The sequence below is a fragment of the Streptomyces sp. NPDC088747 genome, from assembly GCF_044751025.1.
Lineage (GTDB): Bacteria > Actinomycetota > Actinomycetes > Streptomycetales > Streptomycetaceae > Streptomyces.
The window spans coordinates 334,830-354,880 of record NZ_JBIVKZ010000009.1 but is presented as its reverse complement, the minus strand read 5'-3'; the positions used below and the strand labels follow the sequence as shown (position 1 = coordinate 354,880).

Here is a 20,051-nt window from a genome sequence, read left to right as displayed (position 1 = left end):
CCCCCCTAAACTGAACCTCCAGCACAGGTGGCTACACGCTCGAAAGGCGCCCCCGTGTCCATCGGCACCCCCCCCGACGGCAACTCTCCCGAAGACGAGCGTCCGTTCGAAGACGACCGTGAGGCCGCCCAGCCTTCGATCGGCCATGCCCTGCGCCAGGCCCGCATCGAAGCCGGGCTCACCGTCGACGACGTCAGCAATGCCACCCGGGTCCGCATCGCCATCGTGCACTCGATCGAACAGGACGACTTCGCGCCCTGTGGCGGCGACGTCTACGCGCGCGGTCACATCCGTACCCTGGCGAACGCCGTCCACCTCGATCCCGGTCCGCTGCTCGCGCGCTACGACGCCGAGCACGGCGGGCGTCCCGCGCCGACGCCGGCCGCCCCGCTCTTCGAGGCGGAACGGATCCGTCCCGAGCGGCGCGGACCGAACTGGACCGCCGCCATGGTCGCCGCGATCGTCGCGGTGATCGGCTTCGTCGGCTTCACCATGGTCAAGGGCGACGGCGGTGACGACTCCACGACGCAGGTCGCCGAGGGGTCCACACCGACCGCGAGCAAGCCCGCGGCCAAGCCGACCGCGACCAAGCCCGCGGACCCGAAGCCGGACCCCTCCGACAGCGCCATCGCCGCCGCCCCGCAGGACAAGGTGACCGTCCAGGTCAGCGCCCCCGACGGGCGCAGCTGGATCTCCGCCAAGGACCACAACGGACGGCTGCTCTTCGACGGACTCCTGGAGCGTGGCCAGTCCAAGACCTTCCAGGACCAGGAGAAGATCGATCTGGTTCTGGGTGACGCGGGCGCCATCCAGCTGCACGTCAACGGCAAGGAAATCGAAGACGAGTTCCAGCCCGGTCAGGTCGAGCGCCTGACGTACACGAAGGGCGACCCCGAGGTCGGATAACCGGCCCAAGGGGCACGTGTGTACGGGGTTGGCCAAGATCGGCCAACCCCGTCGACGTGGGCTGTCAGCGGGACGAAGTAGTCTTGAGCCCATGCCTGAACGCCGTACCGTCGCACTCGTCACCCTTGGCTGCGCCCGTAACGAGGTGGACTCGGAGGAGCTCGCAGGCCGCTTGGAGGCGGACGGCTGGCAACTCGTGGAGGACGCCGAGGAAGCGGACGTCGCCGTCGTCAACACCTGTGGCTTCGTGGAAGCCGCCAAGAAGGACTCCGTCGACGCCCTCCTCGAAGCCAATGATCTCAAGGGGCACGGGAGAACCCAGGCCGTCGTGGCCGTGGGCTGCATGGCCGAGCGGTACGGCAAGGAACTCGCCGAGGCGCTGCCCGAGGCCGACGGCGTGCTCGGCTTCGACGACTACGCCGACATCTCCGACCGCCTCCAGACCATCCTGAACGGCGGGATCCACGCCGCGCACACCCCCCGCGACCGCCGCAAGCTGCTGCCGATCAGCCCGGCCGAGCGGCAGAGCGCGGGCGAGGACGTGGCCCTGCCCGGCCACGGCGCCCCCACCGACCTCCCCGAGGGCCTCGCCCCCGAGTCCGGCCCGCGTGCGCCCCTGCGGCGCCGTCTGGACGGTTCGCCCGTCGCCTCGGTGAAGCTCGCCTCCGGCTGCGACCGGCGCTGCACCTTCTGCGCCATCCCGTCCTTCCGCGGCTCGTTCATCTCGCGCCGCCCGAGCGACGTGCTCAACGAGACCCGCTGGCTCGCCGAGCAGGGCGTCAAGGAGGTCATGCTGGTCTCCGAGAACAACACCTCGTACGGCAAGGACCTCGGTGACATCCGGCTCCTGGAGACGATGCTGCCCGAGCTGGCCGAGATCGAGGGCATCGAGCGCGTGCGGGTCAGCTACCTCCAGCCGGCCGAGATGCGCCCCGGACTCATCGACGCGCTCACCTCGACGCCGAACGTGGTGCCCTACTTCGACCTCTCCTTCCAGCACTCCGCGCCCGACGTGCTGCGCGCGATGCGGCGCTTCGGTGACACCGACCGCTTCCTCGAACTGCTCGACACGATCCGTGCCAAGGCACCGCAGGCCGGTGTGCGGTCCAACTTCATCGTCGGTTTCCCCGGCGAGACCGAGGCCGATCTCGCCGGGCTGGAGCGGTTCCTCACGGGCGCGCGGCTCGACGCGATCGGCGTCTTCGGGTACTCCGACGAGGACGGCACGGAAGCGGCGACGTACGAGCACAAGCTCGACGCGGACGTCGTCGCGGAGCGGCTCGCGCGGGTCTCCCGGCTGGCCGAGGAGCTCGTGTCGCAGCGGGCCGAGGAGCGTGTGGGGGAGACGGTGCGCGTCCTCGTCGAGTCGGTCGACTCGGCGGACGGCGCCTACGGACGGGCCGAGCACCAGGCGCCCGAGACGGACGGGCAGGTGCTCTTCACGAGCGGCGAAGGTCTGACCGTCGGCCTTATCGTCGAGGCCAAGGTGGTCGGTACGGAAGGTGTCGACCTGGTGGCCGAGCCGCTTCTGGGCTCGCTCCCGTGTACTGAGGAGGCGGGCAGATGACCGGAGCCCCGGCATCCGCGGCGGGCAGCACCCCCAGCGCGAAAGGTGCGCCGGGCGTTCCCGGCGCTCCGGGGGGCGCGAAGCCGGTGCGGGCCGGGAAGCTGGGCGCTGCGGCCGTCAACCAGGCCAGCCTCTGGAACATCGCGAACATCCTGACCATGATCCGGCTCGTTCTCGTGCCCGGTTTCGTCGCCCTGATGCTGGCCGACGGCGGGTACGACCCCGCCATGCGCGCCTGGGCCTGGGCCGCCTTCGCCGTCGCCATGATCACCGACATCTTCGACGGCCATCTGGCGCGCACCTACGACCTCGTCACCGACTTCGGGAAGATCGCCGACCCCATCGCCGACAAGGCGATCATGGGTGCGGCGCTGATCTGTCTGTCCTACCTCGGGGATCTGCCGTGGTGGGTGACGGGGGTGATCCTCGGGCGTGAGCTCGGGATCACCCTGCTGCGTTTCGTGGTGATCCGGTACGGGGTCATCCCGGCGAGCCGCGGCGGCAAGATGAAGACGCTGGTCCAGGGCACAGCTGTCGGGATGTACGTCCTGGCACTGACGGGGCCGCTGGCCACCCTGAGGTTCTGGGTGATGGCTGCGGCGGTCGTCCTGACCGTGGTCACCGGGCTCGACTATGTGAGACAGGCCATTGTGCTGCGCAGGAGCGGGATCGCCGCGCGGCTGGCCGCCGCACGGGAGGCGGAGCGGTGAATTCCGAGGCCACTGAAGTGCTGCGACTACTCACGGTGAGAGGCGAGACGCTCGCCGTCGCCGAGTCCCTCACCGGTGGCCTGGTGGCGGCGGAGCTCACAGCGGTGCCTGGGGCGTCCAAGGCCTTCCGGGGTTCGGTGACCGCGTACGCCACCGAGCTCAAGCACGAACTGCTCGGCGTCGACGCCACTCTGCTGGCGGCGCGCGGTGCGGTTGATCCGCAGGTCGCGGCCCAGATGGCGGCCGGTGTACGCACGACCCTCGGCGCGGACTGGGGGATCGCCACGACCGGTGTCGCCGGGCCCGATCCCCAGGACGGACAGCCCGTGGGCACCGTTTTCGTGGCCGTCGAGGGCCCGTCGGAGACCCCTTCCGATGCCGCCGGTGGCGGGAAAGTCGTGCCACTGCGGTTGAACGGCTCCCGGGCGGAAATCCGTATGGAGAGTGCACGGAGCGTACTCGCGCTGCTTCTGAAGGAGCTCGCGGGCGAACAGACCGGGAATGAGCGGGCACAGGATACGGAACAGAACGGGGGGTTTTGATGTTTGCAGCCCTGAGTGAACACGACATCGCTCCCCGCACGGCCGCGGCGCAAGGCGGTACGGTGGGGCGTGAAGGATGCGGCTACGCGGTCCGAGGAGGGAGCCACCGATGATTCTGCTCCGTCGCCTGCTGGGTGACGTGCTGCGTCGGCAGCGCCAGCGCCAGGGCCGTACTCTGCGCGAAGTCTCCTCCTCCGCCCGAGTCTCACTCGGCTATCTCTCCGAGGTGGAGCGGGGGCAGAAGGAGGCATCCTCCGAACTGCTCTCCGCGATCTGCGACGCGTTGGACGTACGGATGTCCGAGCTCATGCGGGAAGTGAGCGACGAGCTCGCCCTTGCCGAGCTGGCACGGTCGGCTGCGGCCACCGAACCGGTGCCCGCACCGGTGCGTCGCCCGATGCTCAATTCCGTCTCGGTGACCGGCGTGCCACCGGAACGGGTCACGATCAAGGCGCCCGCGGAGGCGGTCGACGTCGTCGCCGCCTGACGTCCACGGGCCGGCTCTCCTGAGCCGAGAATGTGCGTGAAGCCCCGGTCGGGGCCTTCGGGGAGACCCGGAGAGACCCGACCGGGGCTTTTGCGTGCGCTCCCGTCTTCGAGCGCTCTCCGAGCGCTCTCCGAGCGTGCTCACAGCGCTACTCTTCGACGCTTTCGAGTGACCCTAAATGCGCATATATGACATGGTTGGGGAGGTCACAGGAATCGGAGGATTTTGATGTATGTCGTCAAGAGCTCGTTGCCCGACGCGGATCTGAAGACGGTGGGTGAGGCCCTGCAGGGTGCGCTGGTCGATCTGGTCGACCTCTCCCTGGTGGCGAAGCAGATCCACTGGAACGTGGTCGGACCCCGCTTCCGTTCCGTTCACCTTCAGCTCGACGAGGTCGTGGACACCGCGCGGCTGCACTCCGACACCGTGGCGGAGCGAGCGTCCACGCTGGGCGTCTCACCCGACGGGCGGGCCGCGACCGTGGCCGGCAGCAGCGGTATCGGCGCGACGCCCGAGGGCTGGGTCAAGGACACCGACGCCGTGGCGGCCCTCGTGGACGCGCTGAGCGCGGTGATCGCACGGATGCGGGACCGGGTGGAGGCCACCGCGGACCCCGATCCGGTGAGCCAGGACATCTTCATCGGGATCACGGCCGATCTGGAGAAGCACCACTGGATGTTCCAGGCGGAGAACGTCCAGCTGGAGAAGCGGTGACCGGCCCGCTGCGGCGGCATCGGGTGCGGTCGGCTCCGCCCGAGTCGACGGCCCCCGCCGTCCCCGGCCCGCGTGTCGCTGATGCCCTCTGTCTGTCGTGAGGGTGCGGTTCTGACGCCCGGCTGGAGGTGGTGGCCATGACGGGGCGGATAGTGCGCTGGGGGGTGGCGCTGGGGCTCGGGGGCCTGTGGTGGTGGAGCGTGCTCCGGCTCGCGCTGGTGCCTGACGCGGGAGTGCTGGAGGGCGCTGTCGCGGCCGGCGGGTGGGGGTTGAGCCTGCTGCCGGTGCACTGCGTTCCGCGGGCGCGGGCGTTGCGGGAGGCGCGTAGGGGGCGGGGTGGTGCGGTGGGCGGGGTGGATCGGGTGCCTGGGGTGGATCAGGGGCTGGGGTGAGTCCGGGCTGCTGTCGGGGGCGTGGGGGTAGGGGCTGCGTCGAGTCCGGGCCGGTGTCCGGGTTTGGGGGCAGGGGCTGTCGGGTGGGTGAGGGGGCGCTTCTCGGAGGTTCGGTGCGGGGTTTACCAGGGCATCGCGACGCCGCCGTTGGGGCGGAGGATCTGGCCGGTGGTGAACGCAGAGGCGTCGCAGGCCAGGTGCAGTACGGCCTGGGCGATGTCCTCCGGTTCGCCGACACGGCCCAGCGGAGCCAGTCGGGCCATGAACGCCTCGGTGTGCGCCTGCGCCTTCCCGTCGTGCCGGTCGGTCATCGGCGTGCGGATCCAGCCCGGCGCCACGGCGTTCACGCGGATGCCGTGCGGGCCGATCTCGGTCGCCAGGGTCTTGGTCAGCTGGACGACCGCCGCCTTCGCCGCGCCGTAGCAGAGCAGCCCGGGGCCGCCGGTGTCGACGGCGCCTGACGCCATCGTGACGATGCTGCCGTGGGTGCCGCTCTCGATCATCGCCAGGGCCGCTTCCTGGCAGGCGTACAGCACGCCCTTGAAGTTGATGTTCAGTACGCGGTCGAGGTCCTCGTCCCTGGTCTCCAGGACCGTGCTGCTGTGCATGATCCCGGCGACCGCCGCCATGACGTCGAGGCGCTCGCAGGACCTGACGGCCTGCCTGAGCCGCTCGCGGTCGGTCACGTCGAGTTGGTGGGTGTGGGCGGTGCCGCCCTGCCCCTTGATCAGGGTCGCTGTCTCGTGCAGCCCCCGCGCGTCGCGATCCGCGCAGTGGACGGTGGCGCCCGCCTCGGCGAGCAGGACGGCGGACGCGCGGCCGATGCCGCTGGCGGCGCCGGTGACGAAAGCGGTGCGTCCGGTGAGGTCGTACGCCTTGAGGGGCATGCGACGACCGTACGAGGGTTTCTGACGGGCCGTCAATTATCTGTTCGTCGGTTGGTTGTACGTCAGTTGGTCGTGCGTCAGTTGGTCGTACGTCGGGTGCCTGTTCGGGGTTGCGCGGTGCCCGGCGGGGGTGTGGGGCCGAACTGGCACGACGGGCACCAGTAGGTGGGGCGCTCGCGGGAGCCGTCGCCCTGGTTGGCCAAGCGGATGGGGGTGTGGCAGCGCAGGCAGGGGCGCGATGCACGGCCGTACACGTAGAGGTTCTGGTCGCGCCCCGTGATGCCCGGTCCCTGGCCGCGAGGGCCTGTGGTGGTGCGGCTGGTGGCTACTACGCCTGTGGTGATGCGCGTCGGGCGGTCGCGGTTGGCTTCGAGGAGCTTCTGGGCGAGGACGGGCAGCAGGGCGGCGCGGTCGGCGGGGAGGGCGCCGACCGGGAGCCAGGGGGTGACGCCGAGCAGAAAGCACAGCTCGCTCTTGTAGACGTTGCCGATGCCGGCGAGATTGCGCTGGTCGAGCAGGGCCTCGCCGAGCGGGCGGGCCGGGTCGCGGAGCAGGTTCTCCAACGCCCTGTTCGGGTCCCAGTCAGGGCCCAGTAGATCGGGGCCGAGGTGGCCCACGGCGCGGTCCTCGTCGGTGGTGCGGAGCAGTTCCAGTACGGGGAGTCGGTAGCCGACGGCTGTGCGGTCCTCGGTGCCGAGGATTGCCCGGATCTGATGCGCCGGGCCGCCGCTCCAGCGCTGCCCGTGCGTGAACACCTTCCATGAACCGTCCATCCGCAGATGCGAGTGCAGGGTCAGACCCCCCTCGATCCGGGTGAGGAGGTGCTTGCCGCGCGGGGTCACGTCCAGGACGGTGCGGCCGGCGAGGTCCGCGGTGGCGAACTTCGGCACTCGTAGGTCGGAACGGATCAGCACTCTGCCCGCGAGGGCGGTGTGCAGGCGCTTCGCGGCTTGCCAGACGGTGTCTCCTTCGGGCATGGCTCCAGGGTGGCATGTCGGGGAGTGGGGGCGGGGAGCTTGGGGGCCTCTCGGGGGTGGTGCTGGGGTGCGGGAGCGGCGGATGCCGGGCCTGCGGGTGGGGCTCGGGCTTTCTTGGCGGCCTGGCGGCCTGGGGGCCTGGGGGCTTGGGGGGCGGGGTGGCCGTGGCTCTTGGAGGGCGTTTACGCGCGCAGGCGCAGTCCGCGGGGGTTCGCGATGAAGCCCGCTCCTTCCAGGAGGGTACCGAAGGGGGAGGTCAGGGCGGAGGTGCCGTTGATGCGTTCCACCGTGACCGTGCCCAGCGAACCGACGCGGGCCGCCGCGGCGAGGGTCTCGGCGGCGGCGCGCAGACGTGCGTCCTCCGTGAGAGTGCCTTCCGGGTCGGACGGCCAGGCCAGCAGGGTCTTGCCGCCGCGCTCCATGTAGAGCGTCAGCTCGCCGTCCACGAGCACGACCAGGGAGCCGGCCTTCCGGCCGGGCTTGTGTCCCGCGCCGGTCGGGGACTCTGGCCAGGGGAGAGCGGCGCCGTAGGCGTTGGCGGGGTCGGCGGCGGCCAGGACAACGGCCTGGGTGGTCGCGCGGACGCGGGTGCGGGTCCCCGAGGGGCCGGCGGCATCGGGGAATCCAGAGCTGCTGAGGGAGGTGGAGCGCGCTGGGAAGGACGCGTCGGCCGAGTAGGCGGAGTCGGCGGAGAAACCGTGGTGGTCGTCGGCGAAGCCGGAGGGAGCGGGGGAAGTGGACCAGCCCGGCCCGTCGGCGCCCGAGGAACCCGGCGTGCCTGGGGAGTCTCCGTTGGTGGGGAGAGCCGAAGGGCGAGGGGAGACTTCGTCGACGGGGAGAGCGGAAGTGTTGCCCCGGGAGTCTCCGGCGGCGGGGGATTCCCAAGCGCCGGTGGAGTCGCCGTTGGCTTGGGGGCTCCAGGTTCCTGTGGAGCGGGGGTCGGCGGGGAAGGCGTGCTGGGCGGGGAACCCGTCGGCGAGGTCCGGCTCGGACAACAGGGCCTCGCCCCGGTCCCGGGCGTTCGCCGCCGCACGCAGACGGTCCACCGCGCCGTCCATCGCGAACTGGGCCGCGCCGAGTCCTTCGACCACATAGCCGCGTCGTGCCTGGCCGCTGTCCTCGAAGGCGGAAAGGACGCGGTAGACCGCGGAGAAACCGCCCTCGACGCCCTCTGCCGCGACCGCGCCTCGGGTCACCACGCCGTGCCGGTCGAGCAAGGTGCGGGCAAGCGCGTGGGCGCGCACGGTGAGGTCGGGTTCACGGTCGGGGAGCAGGGACCAGCGGCCTGCCACCGTGGGCGGCCCCGTACGGGACTGGGGACGCGCGGCACCGGTCAGGGAGCCGTAGCGCCCGCGGGGAGCCGAGCGCTTGGCACGGTGGGCCGTGGACCCCGCCGTGCGGCCCGAGCCCAGCAGGGAGCGCATCGGGGAGAGCGTGTCGTTCGTGAGCCGTCCGGACCAGGCCAGATCCCACATCGCGTCCGCCAGTTGGGGGTCGGTGGCGTCAGGATGCGTGGTCGCCCGGACCTGGTCGGCGATCTGGCGGAAGAAGAGGCCGTAGCCCCCGGAGAGCGTGTCCAGGATGGCCTGGTGGAGCGTGGTCAGTTCCAGGGGGTGCGGGGCGGGCAGGAGCAGCGGGGCCGCGTCCGCCAGATACAGCGAGACCCAGCCGTCCTTGCCCGGCAGCGACCCGGCCCCGGCCCACACCACCTCTCCGGCGGCGGTGAGCTCGTCGAGCTGGGCAGGGGCGTAACCGGTGACCCGGGACGGCAGGACGAGCTTCTCCAGCGCGGACGCGGGAACGGACGCTCCCTGCAACTGCTCGATGGCACGCACCAGCCCGTCGACACCGCGCAGTCCGTGTCCGCTGCCGATGTGCTGCCACTGCGGCAGGAACTGCGCGAGCGCGGAGGGCGGCACGGGCTCCAGCTCATGCCGCAGGGCAGCGAGCGAACGACGTCGCAGCCGGCGCAGCACCGCCGCGTCGCACCACTCCTGACCGATACCCGCCGGATGGAACTCGCCCTGTACGACGCGTCCGGCCGAGGCGAGTCGGTGCAGGGTGCCGTCCGTGACAGCGGTGCCGAGCCCGAAGCGAGCGGCGGCCGTCGCCGACGTGAAGGGGCCGTGGGTGCGCGCGAACCGTGCGAGGAGGTCACCGACCGGGTCCTTGACCGGCTCGGTGAAGGCTTCCGGGACACCGACGGGCAGCGCCGTACCGAGGGCGTCCCGCAGTCGGCCCGCGTCCTCGATCGCGGCCCAGTGATCGGCTCCGGCGATCCGGACCCGGATGGCGCGGCGCGAAGCGGCCAACTCCTGGGTCCACGAAGGCTCGGCGCCGCGCTCGGCAAGCTCGGCGTCCGTGAGCGGGCCGAGCAGCCGCAGCCGGTCCGCGACACCCTCGGCGTCCTTGATCCTGCGGTCCTCGGTGAGCCACTGGAGCTCCCGCTCCAGCTCGGTCAGCACATCGGCGTCGAGCAGTTCGCGCAGCTCGGCCTGTCCGAGGAGCTCGGCGAGGAGGTGCGAGTCCAGGGACAGCGCGGCGGCGCGCCGCTCGGCGAGCGGTGAGTCGCCCTCGTACAGGAACTGGGCGACGTATCCGAAGAGCAGTGAGCGGGCGAACGGCGATGGCTCCGGTGTGGTGACCTCGACCAGCCGCACCTTGCGGGACTCGATGTCGCCCATCAGCTCCGTCAGGCCGGGGACGTCGAAGACGTCCTGGAGGCACTCGCGAACGGCTTCCAGGACGATCGGGAACGAGCCGTATTCGCTTGCCACCTCGAGCAGTTGGGCGGCGCGCTGTCGTTGCTGCCACAGCGGGGTGCGCTTGCCGGGGCTGCGGCGGGGGAGCAGCAGCGCGCGGGCGGCGCACTCGCGGAAGCGGGAGGCGAACAGTGCCGAGCCGCCGACCTGGTCGGTGACGATCTGGTTGACGTCGCTCTTGTCGAAGGCGACGTCCGCGGCGCCTACGGGAGCCTGGTCGGCGTCGACCGCCGTGTGCGAGGGGGTGCCGGTATTCGTCGGTGCCTGGTCGAACAGGTCGAGGCTCATCAGGTCGGCGTCGGGGAGCCGCAGCACGATGCCGTCGTCGGCGTGCATGACCTGGGCGTCCATGCCGTACCGCTCGGAGAGTTTGGCGCCGAGCGCGAGGGCCCAGGGGGCGTGGACCTGGGCGCCGAAGGGGGAGTGCACGACGACCCGCCAGTCGCCCAGCTCGTCGCGGAACCGCTCCACGACGATGGTGCGGTCGTCCGGGATGTGACCGCATGCCTCGCGCTGTTCGGCGAGATAGGAGAGCACGTTGTCCGCTGCCCAGGCGTCCAGTCCCGCGGCGAGCAGCCGGAGCCGGGCGTCTTCCTTGGGGAGGGAGCCCACCTCGCGGAGGAACGCGCCGACCGCGCGGCCCAGTTCGAGCGGGCGGCCGAGCTGGTCGCCCTTCCAGAAGGGCAGCCTGCCGGGGACACCGGGCGCCGGGGAGACCAGCACGCGGTCGCGGGTGATGTCCTCGATGCGCCAGGAACTGGTGCCGAGCGTGAAGACGTCGCCGACCCGGGACTCGTAGACCATCTCCTCGTCGAGCTCGCCGACCCGGCCGCCGCCCTTCTTGGGGTCGGCTCCCGCGAGGAAGACTCCGAACAGCCCGCGGTCGGGGATGGTGCCCCCGGAGGTGACGGCGAGGCGCTGCGCGCCGGGGCGCCCGGTGACCGTACCGGTGACGCGGTCCCACACCACTCGGGGCCGCAACTCCGCGAAGGCGTCGGACGGATAGCGGCCCGCGAGCATGTCGAGTACGGCCGTGAACGCCGACTCGGGGAGCGACGCGAAGGGCGCCGCTCGGCGGACCGTGGTGAGCAGGTCGTCGACCTGCCAGGTGTCTAGCGCGGTCATGGCGACGAGCTGCTGAGCGAGCACGTCCAAGGGGTTGGCCGGGACGCGGAGGGACTCGATGGAGCCGGTGCGCATCCGCTCCGTGACCACGGCGGCCTGCACGAGGTCGCCGCGGTACTTGGGGAAGACGACGCCGGTGGAGACCGCACCCACCTGGTGGCCCGCGCGGCCGACGCGCTGGAGCCCGGAGGCCACGGACGGCGGTGACTCGACCTGGATGACGAGATCCACGGCTCCCATGTCGATGCCCAGTTCGAGGCTGGAGGTGGCGACCACGGCGGGCAGACGGCCTGCCTTGAGGTCCTCCTCGACGAGGGCCCGCTGTTCTTTGGAGACCGAGCCGTGGTGGGCGCGGGCGAGGACCGGTGGTGCGCCCTGTGCGGCGCCCGAGCCGCCCATCAGCTGGGCCGGGGAGTGTGCCTCTTCGAGGGGCTCGCCGGTCGCCCTCTCGTACGCGATCTCGTTGAGCCTGTTGCAGAGGCGCTCGGCCAGGCGGCGGGAGTTGGCGAACACGATGGTGGACCGGTGGGACTGGACGAGGTCGGCGATCCGCTCCTCGACGTGCGGCCAGATGGAGGGCTTCTCCGCGCCCTCGTCGGCATTGGCGACCGGGGAGCCGCCCAACTCGGCCAGGTCTTCGACCGGAACGACCACGGAGAGGTCGAACTCCTTGCCGGACGGCGGCTGGACGATCTCCACCTTGCGCTGGGGAGAGAGGTAGCGCGCGACCTCGTCCACCGGGCGCACGGTGGCGGAGAGGCCGATGCGGCGGGCCGGCTTGGGCAGCAGCTCGTCGAGGCGCTCCAGGGTGAGCGCGAGATGGGCGCCACGCTTGGTGCCCGCGACGGCGTGCACCTCGTCCAGGATCACCGTCTCGATGCCCGTCAGCGCGTCGCGCGTGGCCGACGTCAGCATCAGGAACAGCGACTCGGGGGTGGTGATCAGGATGTCCGGCGGACGGGTGGCGAGGGCGCGGCGCTCGGCGGGCGGGGTGTCGCCCGAGCGGATGCCCACCTTCACCTCGGGCTCGGGCAGCCCGAGCCGCACCGACTCCTGGCGGATGCCGGTCAGCGGGCTGCGCAGATTCCGCTCCACGTCCACCGCCAGGGCCTTCAGTGGTGAGACGTACAGCACCCGGCAGCGCTTCCTGGGGTCGGCCGGTGGCGGGGTCGAGGCCAACTGGTCGAGCGCGGCGAGGAACGCGGCCAGGGTCTTGCCGGAGCCGGTCGGGGCCACGACGAGCACATCCGAGCCCGCACCGATGGCCGCCCACGCCCCGGCCTGGGCCGCGGTGGGCGCGGAGAACGCCCCCGTGAACCAGCCGCGGGTCGCGGGGGAGAAGCCGTCGAGGGCTCGGTGTGCGGAGCTGACCATGTGTCCATCCTGCACCCGACCACTGACAATCGCTCTGACCTGCGAGGACGCGGCTGCCGACGTGTCCGTCGGGGGTGCGGCGGCCTCGCGCCGCCGGGCGGGAGTGAGAGCCGGGCCCGCCCGCGGCGCCTCCGCCGGAAGGCGGGCGGCCAAAGTGGGTGGCCAAAGTGGGTGGCCACCACGAACGACGCACACTCGGCGCGACCTCGGTCCGTGCACCGCGCACGGTGCACGGCACACCGCGAGCTGCGAACCGCACACCGCACACCGCATACCTCGAACCGCACACCGTGCGCCGCCCGGCTTGCGGCTTGCGGGTCGAGGTCATGCCCGCCGCTGACGCGAACGGCCCGCCCGCGCCCCTGACGCAGAATGGGGGCATGGCGGGTTCGGCGGAGAAGGCGCGGCACTGGCAGTACGCGGAACTGCCAGGCGTGGATCTGCTGCGGGCCCGGTACGTCGAGAAGATCTTCGTGCGGCACACCCACGAGAACTTCGTCATCGCCGCCATCGCGGACGGGGTGGAGGTCTTCCACCACGCCGGCGCCGATCAGTACGCGGGCCCGGGCTCCCTGGCCCTGGTCAACCCCGACACCCCGCACACCGGCAGGGCAGGTGTCCCGGAGGGCTGGCGGTACGGGGCGGTGTACCCGTCACCGGAGCTGGTGGCCGAGATCGCCGCCGAGACCACTACGATCCGCGGCACCCCCGGTTTCATCAGCCCCGTGCTCGACGACCCGTACGCCGCGGGCCTCGTCCACCAGGTGCTCAGGGCCGCCGAGGAGGGCAACGCGCTCGCCGCCGACACCCTGCTGCGAGTCGCCGTGACCCGGCTGCTGCGCCTGAACGGAGGTCCGCTGCCGCAGCGGGCCGTGCACACCGCCGGAGCCAGGGTCGCGGCACGCGCGCGTACCGTGCTGGAAGAGCGCTTGGCCGAGCCGCCGTCGCTGGAGCGGCTCGCCGCCGACCTCGGCACCAGCCCGTTCGCGTTGCTGCGCGCCTTCCGTGACGCCTACGGCATGCCGCCCCACACCTGGCTGACCGATGCCCGGGTACGCCGGGCCCGCCACCTCCTGGACACCGGTTCCGCGCCCGCGGAGGCCGCCGTGGCCGTCGGCTTCACCGACCAGCCGCACCTGAACCGTCACTTCACGCGGATCGTGGGCGTGCCGCCGGGCGCCTACCAGCGGGAGCGCAAGAACGTACAAGACCGCGAGGGGTCGCTGCTCCTACCGTCCAGGGCGTGGCAGAACAGACAGCTTTCGCAGACACACACCGGGACGACGGCGGAAAACCCGACGCGGCGGTCGTCCGAGACGCCCTGGGAGTCGGGGTCGCCGTCGGACTGTCCGGTTTCGCCTTCGGGGTGACCTCCGCGGGCAGCGGGCTCACCCTGCTCCAGACCTGCGCGCTCAGCCTGCTGGTGTTCACCGGTGCCTCACAGTTCGCGCTCGTGGGCGCGCTCGCGGCCGGTGGGAACCCCCTCACGGCGGCCGCGGGTGCCTTCTTCCTCGGAGTGCGCAACGCGTTCTACGGCCTGCGGCTTTCGCAGCTACTGGCACTCCCGCGCGCGGTGCGCCCGTTCGCCGCGCAGTGGGTCATCGACGAGACCACGGCGGTCGCGCTCGCCCAGCCCACCCGCCGCAGCGTCCGCATCGGGTTCACCGTCACCGGGCTCACCCTCTACGTGCTGTGGAACCTCACCACCCTGCTCGGCGCGGTAGGCGCGGAGGCCATCGGAGACACCGACGCGTGGGGACTGGACGCCGCGGGGCCCGCCGTCTTCCTGGCGCTGCTCGCACCCATGCTGAAGACCACCACGGAGCGCGTGGTCGCGGGTGTCGCGGTCCTTCTGGGCCTCGGTCTCCTGCCCGTCCTGCCCGCCGGAGTCCCCGTCCTGGTGGCGGCGCTCGCCGCTCCCGCCGCCCTCTATGTGGAGGGCCGTCGTGGTGCGAGGTCCGCGGGGGAAGCACCTGACGGCGAAGCGAACCGGTCCGCCGACGAAGCTCCCGGGGAGGACCGATGAGCATCTGGATCGCGATCGGCGCGACCGCCGTCGGCTGCTATGTGGTCAAGCTCATCGGGCTGCTGGTCCCCGCGGGCGTACTGGAGCGGCCGCTCGTCCAGCGCCTCGCCGCCCTGCTGCCCGTCGCCCTCCTCGCCGCTCTCACGGCCCAGCAGACCTTCGCCGACGGGCAGGCCCTGATGGTGGACGCGAAGGCCGCGGGGGTCGCCGCGGCCGCCGTCGCGCTGATCCTGCGCGCGCCCTTCCTGGTCGTGGTCGCCGCGGCCGTGGTGGTGACGGCGGGAGTGCGGGCGATGACGGGCTGAGGCCCGCCGTACGGCCCTCCGGGACGCCCGGGACAGGCCGTGGGGCACCTGAGGGACGGACGCCCCGGAGCACGTCGTACGGTGGCATGCCGTACGGCGGCATTCCGTACGGCATGCCCCCGCACGATCAGTCGATGGACCGCCCGTACGCCCGCAGGGTGCGCAGCGCCTCGACGGTCACGATGGGGCGGCACTCCAGGGCGGTCCCAGGCGCCCACTGCCGCCAGCTGATGGGCCAGCCGCCGTCCTCCTGCTGCTCGCTCGCCAGATGGTCGAGTGAACGCGTCATCTCCTCGTCGGTGAACCACGCGCGCGCGAGTGAGCCCGGCGTCTTCGCGTAGTCGTGGGGGAAATGACGCTCACCGGGCGCGTAGCCGGGCGAGACCGGGAACGCCTCCGGGCGCTCCGGGTCCAGCACCGCGTGCCCGTGCTCGCGGACCAGGCGGCCCAGCCGGTCCGCGGCGGCCTCCGCGCGCGGGCGGTCGGGTGCGGAGTCCAGGAAGGCAACCGCCGCCTCGATCTCGTACGGATGGGACTTCTCCAGGGAGTCGACCGCCTGCCAGCAGAAGTCGGTCGCCCTGAACAGCCAGGCGTGCCATACCTCGTTCCGGTGCAGCAGGCCCACCACGGGCCCGGTGGCGAGGAGTTCGCTCGGAGGGTTGTCGACGACCGGCACGAAGGGTGCCGCCGGATAGCCGCGCTGACTGGGATGGATCGCCGGCAGCGCGCCGTCGGGGGTCGAGACGGCGGTCAGGTAGCGGCACACGCGCTCTACGCGCTGTCCGCCGCAGCGGCCGATCGAGTCGAGCACCCGCAGCGCGTGCCCGGTGTGCAGTGGCTGGCTCACAGGGCCGCGCAGATCGGGTTCCAGCGCGTGACCGTAGCCGTCGTCGTCGTTGCGGTAGGCGGCCAGCGCGGTCTCCACCGCGTCCGCGCCGCCGACATCGCTGTTCAGGAAGTGGTACTCGAAGCGACGCTGCTCCAGCACGCGCGCGGTGAGCCAGACGAAGTGTTCGGCGCGCGCGAGCGGGGAGTGCGCCGGGGGCGTCGGGGGGAGTGGGGATGCTCCTTGTTCGGCCATGGGTCAGACCGTAGGACGGAAAGCGGTCTCGGCAAGTGGTCCCGGCACGGGCCCACCCTCAGGAGCGGGATACTGGAGTCATGCGGTTGACGGTCTTCTGGCAGCGGATGGCGGATCACTTCGGTGCGGGGTATGCCGACACCTTCGCGCGCGACCACGTGATGACGGAGCTCGGCGGGCGGACAGTGCACGAAGCGCTGGACGCCGGCTGGGATGCCAAGGACGTGTGGCGCGTGGTCTGCGCGACCGCGGACGTTCCGTACGAAAACCGGTAACGGGGCACGAAGATCCGGGGGCGGCACTCGATTGTCGGTGGCGTGGGCGAGACTTGCCCCGTGGCCCCGACAGACGACACCGCTCAGGTCGACCAGCAGGCAGCACCGCTCGGCACGACGCCGCCCGAGGGCCCCCCGGCCGAGGGCGCCGCCGCGCAGGGTGGACGCATGCCGCGCTGGCTGCCGCGCGCCATGGTGCTCGCACTCACGCTCATCGCCGTCTTCCAGTTGGGCAGTTGGGCGTTCCACGAGCTCACCGGCCTGTTGATCAACATTTTGATCGCGTTCTTCCTGGCGCTCGCCATCGAACCGGCGGTGAGCCGGATGGCCTCGCGGGGCATGCGCAGGGGGCTGGCCACGTTCCTGGTCTTCCTCGGTCTGCTGGTCTTCGCCGCCGGGTTCGTCACCCTGCTCGGCTCCATGCTCGCGGGCCAGATCATCAAGATCGTCGAGGACTTCCCGCAGTACCTCGACTCCGTCATCAACTGGATCAACGCGCATTTCAAGACCGACCTGAAGCGGGTCGACGTCCAGGAGGGCCTGCTCCGCTCCGACTGGCTGCGCAACTACGTCCAGAACAGCGCCACCGGAGTCCTGGACGTCTCCGCCCAGGTGCTCGGTGGCCTCTTCCAGCTCCTCACGATCACACTGTTCTCGTTCTACTTCGCCGCGGACGGGCCGAGACTGCGCCGCGCCCTGTGCTCCGTACTGCCGCCGGCCCGGCAGGCCGAGGTGCTGCGCGCGTGGGAGATCGCCGTGGACAAGACCGGCGGTTATCTCTACTCGCGCGGTCTGATGGCGCTCATCTCAGGGGTCTCGCACTACATCCTGCTGGAAGCCCTGAGCGTGCCGTACGCGCCCGTGCTCGCCGTCTGGGTGGGCCTGGTCTCGCAGTTCATCCCCACCATCGGCACCTATCTCGCGGGTGCCCTGCCGATGCTGATCGCCTTCACAGTCGATCCCTGGTACGCGCTGTGGGTGCTGATCTTCGTCGTGATCTACCAGCAGTTCGAGAACTACGTACTCCAGCCCAAGCTGACCTCCAAGACCGTCGACATCCACCCGGCGGTCGCCTTCGGGTCGGTCGTCGCCGGCACCGCCCTCCTCGGCGCCGTCGGCGCGCTGATCGCCATCCCCGCGATCGCCACGCTGCAGGCGTTCCTGGGTGCCTACGTGAAGCGGTACGACGTGACGGACGACCCCCGGGTGCACGGTCACCGGGATCGCGGTTCGAGCCCGCTCTTCGCGCGCGTGCGGCGGTTGTTCAGCCGGTAGTGGCTGGCTGTCGGTCCGGTGAGACGGTCCGGACCTGTCGGGCCTGACCTGCCGGGCCCGTGCCGGAACCCGGGCGGGACCGTGCCGGAACCCGGGCGGAACCCGGGCGGGACCGTGCCGGAACCCGGGCGGGACCCGATGGACGCCGGTTGCCCGGGGGACACGCGAGGTCACGGGTTCAGCCGGGGCCAGAGCGCGAATCCGGTCTCGGCGGTGCCGCGTGGTGCGCTTGACACCAAAATCGAACATCCATTCTGATGGAGTCTCCGGCGGAGTTCTCGACGGGGATTTAGGCACGGTTTTCATGGAGATGTGCCCGAGTTATCCACAGGCCGGACGGGCGTCGGGACGCATTGTCAGTGGCAGGCGTTAGCGTCTTTGACGTGAAGCGATCGACTCAAGCAAATCGGGTGGAACCCATGGCAGGAACCGACCGCGAGAAGGCGCTGGACGCCGCGCTCGCACAGATTGAACGGCAGTTCGGCAAGGGCGCGGTGATGCGCCTGGGCGAGCGGCCCAATGAGCCCATCGAGGTCATCCCCACCGGGTCGACCGCGCTCGACGTCGCGCTCGGCGTCGGCGGACTGCCGCGCGGCCGAGTGGTGGAGGTGTACGGCCCGGAGTCCTCCGGTAAGACGACGCTGACTCTGCACGCGGTGGCGAACGCGCAGCGGGCGGGCGGCCAGGTGGCCTTCGTGGACGCCGAGCACGCCCTCGACCCCGAGTACGCGAAGAAGCTCGGCGTCGACATCGACAACCTGATCCTGTCGCAGCCGGACAACGGCGAGCAGGCTCTGGAGATCGTGGACATGCTGGTCCGCTCCGGCGCGCTCGACCTGATCGTCATCGACTCCGTCGCAGCCCTGGTGCCGCGCGCGGAGATCGAGGGCGAGATGGGCGACTCGCACGTGGGTCTGCAGGCCCGTCTGATGAGCCAGGCGCTCCGTAAGATCACCGGTGCGCTGAGCCAGTCCGGCACCACCGCGATCTTCATCAACCAGCTCCGCGAGAAGATCGGCGTGATGTTCGGCTCCCCGGAGACCACGACCGGTGGCCGGGCGCTGAAGTTCTACGCCTCGGTGCGGCTCGACATCCGGCGCATCGAGACGCTGAAGGACGGCACCGACGCGGTCGGCAACCGCACCCGCGTCAAGGTCGTCAAGAACAAGGTCGCCCCGCCCTTCAAGCAGGCCGAGTTCGACATCCTCTACGGGCACGGCATCAGCCGTGAAGGCGGCCTGATCGACATGGGCGTGGAGAACGGCTTCGTCCGCAAGGCCGGCGCCTGGTACACGTACGAGGGCGACCAGCTCGGCCAGGGCAAGGAGAACGCGCGCAACTTCCTCAAGGACAACCCCGACCTCGCCAACGAGATCGAGAAGAAGATCCTGGAGAAGCTGGGCGTCGGTGTGAAGGCGGAGAAGCCCAGCGCCGAGCCGGGTGCGGACGCGGCGGTCCCGGCCGCGTCGGACGAGGCCGCGAAGACGGTGCCCGCTCCGGCTGCCAAGGCCTCCAAGCCCAAGGCCGCGGCGGCCAAGAGCTAGGCCATGACGCGACGAACCGACTGGGCCGAGTACACCTACCCTGCCGCCCCGGAGGGGCAGGGGCAGGCGTATGACGGGGGCGTGGGTGGCTCGGCCGGAGACGGTGACAGGGCGTACGGCGGTGGGACCGGTACCGACGGGTTCCACGGCGGCGATCCGGACAGCGGAGGGTCGTCGCCGGAGAGCGGTTCGCGGGGCGGTGCGGAGTCGCCCTGGGGCGCCGGTCCACCCGGCGGCGGCTCACGCCGGGGCGGTGGCCGGCGCGGTGACGGCGGGCCGCGTGGACGAGGGCGTCGGCGGCGTGGCGGTTTCGGCGAGCCGTCCGGCGACCCACAGGACGGAGGTGCCCCTTCCTCGTCGAGGGCCGAGAAGGGGGAGCCCCCAGCGGACCCGGTCGAGCGGGCGCGGGCGATCTGCCTTCGCCTGCTCACCGGGACCCCGCGCACGCGGAAGCAGCTCGCGGACGCGCTGCACAAGCGTGAGATCCCCGACGACGTGGCGGAGCAGGTGCTGTCACGCTTCGAGGAGGTCGGCCTGATCAACGACAGTGCCTTCGCCGACGCCTGGGTGGAGTCCCGGCATCACGGACGGGGCCTGGCCAGACGGGCGCTCGTGCAGGAGCTGCGGACCAAGGGCGTGGACTCGGCGCTGATCGACGAGGCGGTCGGACAGCTCGACTCCGAGCAGGAGGAGACGACCGCGCGCGAGCTGGTCGCCCGCAAGCTGCGCTCCACGCGCGGCCTCGACCGTGACAAGCGGCTGCGGCGTCTCGCGGGCATGCTCGCCCGCAAGGGCTATCCCCAGGGCATGGCCCTGCGCGTGGTTCGCCAGGCACTGGAGGAAGAGGGCGAGGACACGGAGGGGCTCGAGGACGAGGGGTTCTGATCCGGCGGCCGTTCCGGAGCGATGGCGGCTCGGTATCGGGGGCCGCTCAGTATCGGTGGCCGTGGCCGCTCAGGTGACCCGGTTGCCCCCGGGGTGATCCAGGTTGCCGCCGGGCGCCCTCGGGTCCGGGAGCAGAGGACCCCGTTAACCCCCCGAGGTCCAAAAGGGTAAGGGCCGCCCGGGTACCCCCAGAGGCCCAACAGCGTAAGGACCAGCA

General features: G+C 71.4%; 17 protein-coding genes and 1 pseudogene. 14 read left to right on the top strand and 4 right to left on the bottom strand.

The genetic code is table 11. The features are described from left to right. The first annotated feature begins 54 nt into the window (after positions 1-54). From ACIP79_RS23090 to ACIP79_RS23060, 7 genes are all read left to right on the top strand, one after another. Positions 55-906 (top strand): helix-turn-helix domain-containing protein, encoded by an 852-nt coding sequence (locus tag ACIP79_RS23090; RefSeq protein ID WP_401226237.1) that lies wholly within the window; start codon positions 55-57, stop codon positions 904-906. 91 nt (positions 907-997) lie between these two features. Beyond that, positions 998-2,473, top strand: coding sequence for a 30S ribosomal protein S12 methylthiotransferase RimO (gene rimO, locus ACIP79_RS23085; protein ID WP_401226235.1), 1,476 nt, complete (start codon positions 998-1,000; stop codon positions 2,471-2,473). Then, entirely contained in the window at positions 2,470-3,183 is a 714-nt protein-coding gene (pgsA, locus tag ACIP79_RS23080; protein ID WP_401226233.1) for a CDP-diacylglycerol--glycerol-3-phosphate 3-phosphatidyltransferase, read from the top strand. Before rimO ends, pgsA begins: the two co-directional genes overlap by 4 nt. After that, positions 3,180-3,725, top strand: a complete 546-nt coding sequence (locus ACIP79_RS23075) for a CinA family protein (RefSeq protein ID WP_401226231.1) — start codon at positions 3,180-3,182, stop codon at positions 3,723-3,725. The genes pgsA and ACIP79_RS23075 overlap by 4 nt, the downstream gene beginning before the upstream one ends. Positions 3,726-3,834: 109 nt before the next feature. Next, positions 3,835-4,212: a helix-turn-helix domain-containing protein gene (locus tag ACIP79_RS23070; protein ID WP_266474405.1), complete on the top strand. Its 378-nt coding sequence runs from the start codon at positions 3,835-3,837 to the stop codon at positions 4,210-4,212. 228 nt (positions 4,213-4,440) lie between these two features. Next, positions 4,441-4,926: a Dps family protein gene (locus ACIP79_RS23065; RefSeq protein ID WP_383679264.1), complete on the top strand. Its 486-nt coding sequence runs from the start codon at positions 4,441-4,443 to the stop codon at positions 4,924-4,926. Between the two features lie 137 nt (positions 4,927-5,063). Continuing rightward, entirely contained in the window at positions 5,064-5,318 is a 255-nt protein-coding gene (locus ACIP79_RS23060; protein ID WP_401226228.1) for a hypothetical protein, read from the top strand. Between the two features lie 122 nt (positions 5,319-5,440). Here the strand turns inward: ACIP79_RS23060 and ACIP79_RS23055 are convergent, their stop codons facing one another. The 3 genes from ACIP79_RS23055 to ACIP79_RS23045 form a co-directional block, all read right to left on the bottom strand. Continuing rightward, positions 5,441-6,205, bottom strand: coding sequence for an SDR family NAD(P)-dependent oxidoreductase (locus ACIP79_RS23055; protein ID WP_401226225.1), 765 nt, complete (start codon positions 6,203-6,205; stop codon positions 5,441-5,443). 77 nt (positions 6,206-6,282) lie between these two features. Beyond that, a complete protein-coding gene (locus ACIP79_RS23050) occupies positions 6,283-7,182 on the bottom strand; it encodes an Fpg/Nei family DNA glycosylase (protein WP_401226222.1) in 900 nt (299 codons plus the stop codon). 182 nt (positions 7,183-7,364) lie between these two features. Next, positions 7,365-12,443, bottom strand: coding sequence for an ATP-dependent helicase (locus tag ACIP79_RS23045; protein WP_401226219.1), 5,079 nt, complete (start codon positions 12,441-12,443; stop codon positions 7,365-7,367). Between the two features lie 326 nt (positions 12,444-12,769). Between ACIP79_RS23045 and ACIP79_RS23040 the strand changes: the two are divergent. The 3 genes and pseudogenes from ACIP79_RS23040 to ACIP79_RS23030 all read left to right on the top strand — a co-directional run. Then, positions 12,770-13,573, top strand: a pseudogene (locus tag ACIP79_RS23040) (AraC family transcriptional regulator); the annotation flags it as partial. 113 nt (positions 13,574-13,686) lie between these two features. Beyond that, complete coding sequence (locus ACIP79_RS23035; RefSeq protein ID WP_401226216.1) at positions 13,687-14,469, top strand: AzlC family ABC transporter permease; 783 nt, start codon at positions 13,687-13,689, stop codon at positions 14,467-14,469. Further along, on the top strand, positions 14,466-14,774 hold the full coding sequence (locus ACIP79_RS23030) for an AzlD domain-containing protein (protein ID WP_401226213.1): 309 nt from the start codon (positions 14,466-14,468) through the stop codon (positions 14,772-14,774). Before ACIP79_RS23035 ends, ACIP79_RS23030 begins: the two co-directional genes overlap by 4 nt. Before the next feature lie 127 nt (positions 14,775-14,901). Here ACIP79_RS23030 and ACIP79_RS23025 read toward each other — a convergent pair whose 3' ends face one another. Further along, positions 14,902-15,855 carry a hypothetical protein gene (locus ACIP79_RS23025; protein WP_401226211.1) on the bottom strand — a complete coding sequence of 318 codons (954 nt, stop codon included), beginning with the start codon at positions 15,853-15,855 and terminating at the stop codon, positions 14,902-14,904. Between the two features lie 80 nt (positions 15,856-15,935). Here ACIP79_RS23025 and ACIP79_RS23020 point away from each other — a divergent pair, with 80 nt between their 5' ends. The 4 genes from ACIP79_RS23020 (at position 15,936) to recX (ending at position 19,834) form a co-directional block, all read left to right on the top strand. After that, on the top strand, positions 15,936-16,130 hold the full coding sequence (locus ACIP79_RS23020; RefSeq protein WP_383679285.1) for a DUF3046 domain-containing protein: 195 nt from the start codon (positions 15,936-15,938) through the stop codon (positions 16,128-16,130). 60 nt (positions 16,131-16,190) lie between these two features. Further along, on the top strand, positions 16,191-17,405 hold the full coding sequence (locus ACIP79_RS23015; RefSeq protein ID WP_401226208.1) for an AI-2E family transporter: 1,215 nt from the start codon (positions 16,191-16,193) through the stop codon (positions 17,403-17,405). 419 nt (positions 17,406-17,824) lie between these two features. Beyond that, complete coding sequence (recA, locus tag ACIP79_RS23010; protein WP_401226206.1) at positions 17,825-18,949, top strand: recombinase RecA; 1,125 nt, start codon at positions 17,825-17,827, stop codon at positions 18,947-18,949. A 3-nt stretch (positions 18,950-18,952) separates the two neighbouring features. Continuing rightward, a complete protein-coding gene (gene recX / locus ACIP79_RS23005; RefSeq protein ID WP_401226205.1) occupies positions 18,953-19,834 on the top strand; it encodes a recombination regulator RecX in 882 nt (293 codons plus the stop codon). Positions 19,835-20,051 lie beyond the last annotated feature (217 nt).

What these genes read in the sequence shown, in the direction of transcription:
- ACIP79_RS23025 (WP_401226211.1), bottom strand. Translation starts at nt 15,855, where the DNA reads ATGGCCGAACAAGGAGCATCCCCACTCCCCCCGACGCCCCCGGCGCAC.
- rimO (WP_401226235.1), top strand. Translation starts at nt 998, where the DNA reads ATGCCTGAACGCCGTACCGTCGCACTCGTCACCCTTGGCTGCGCCCGT.
- ACIP79_RS23060 (WP_401226228.1), top strand. Translation starts at nt 5,064, where the DNA reads ATGACGGGGCGGATAGTGCGCTGGGGGGTGGCGCTGGGGCTCGGGGGC.
- ACIP79_RS23065 (WP_383679264.1), top strand. Translation starts at nt 4,441, where the DNA reads ATGTATGTCGTCAAGAGCTCGTTGCCCGACGCGGATCTGAAGACGGTG.
- pgsA (WP_401226233.1), top strand. Translation starts at nt 2,470, where the DNA reads ATGACCGGAGCCCCGGCATCCGCGGCGGGCAGCACCCCCAGCGCGAAA.
- ACIP79_RS23050 (WP_401226222.1), bottom strand. Translation starts at nt 7,182, where the DNA reads ATGCCCGAAGGAGACACCGTCTGGCAAGCCGCGAAGCGCCTGCACACC.
- ACIP79_RS23030 (WP_401226213.1), top strand. Translation starts at nt 14,466, where the DNA reads ATGAGCATCTGGATCGCGATCGGCGCGACCGCCGTCGGCTGCTATGTG.
- ACIP79_RS23045 (WP_401226219.1), bottom strand. Translation starts at nt 12,443, where the DNA reads ATGGTCAGCTCCGCACACCGAGCCCTCGACGGCTTCTCCCCCGCGACC.
- ACIP79_RS23020 (WP_383679285.1), top strand. Translation starts at nt 15,936, where the DNA reads ATGCGGTTGACGGTCTTCTGGCAGCGGATGGCGGATCACTTCGGTGCG.
- ACIP79_RS23055 (WP_401226225.1), bottom strand. Translation starts at nt 6,205, where the DNA reads ATGCCCCTCAAGGCGTACGACCTCACCGGACGCACCGCTTTCGTCACC.
- ACIP79_RS23070 (WP_266474405.1), top strand. Translation starts at nt 3,835, where the DNA reads ATGATTCTGCTCCGTCGCCTGCTGGGTGACGTGCTGCGTCGGCAGCGC.
- recA (WP_401226206.1), top strand. Translation starts at nt 17,825, where the DNA reads ATGGCAGGAACCGACCGCGAGAAGGCGCTGGACGCCGCGCTCGCACAG.
- recX (WP_401226205.1), top strand. Translation starts at nt 18,953, where the DNA reads ATGACGCGACGAACCGACTGGGCCGAGTACACCTACCCTGCCGCCCCG.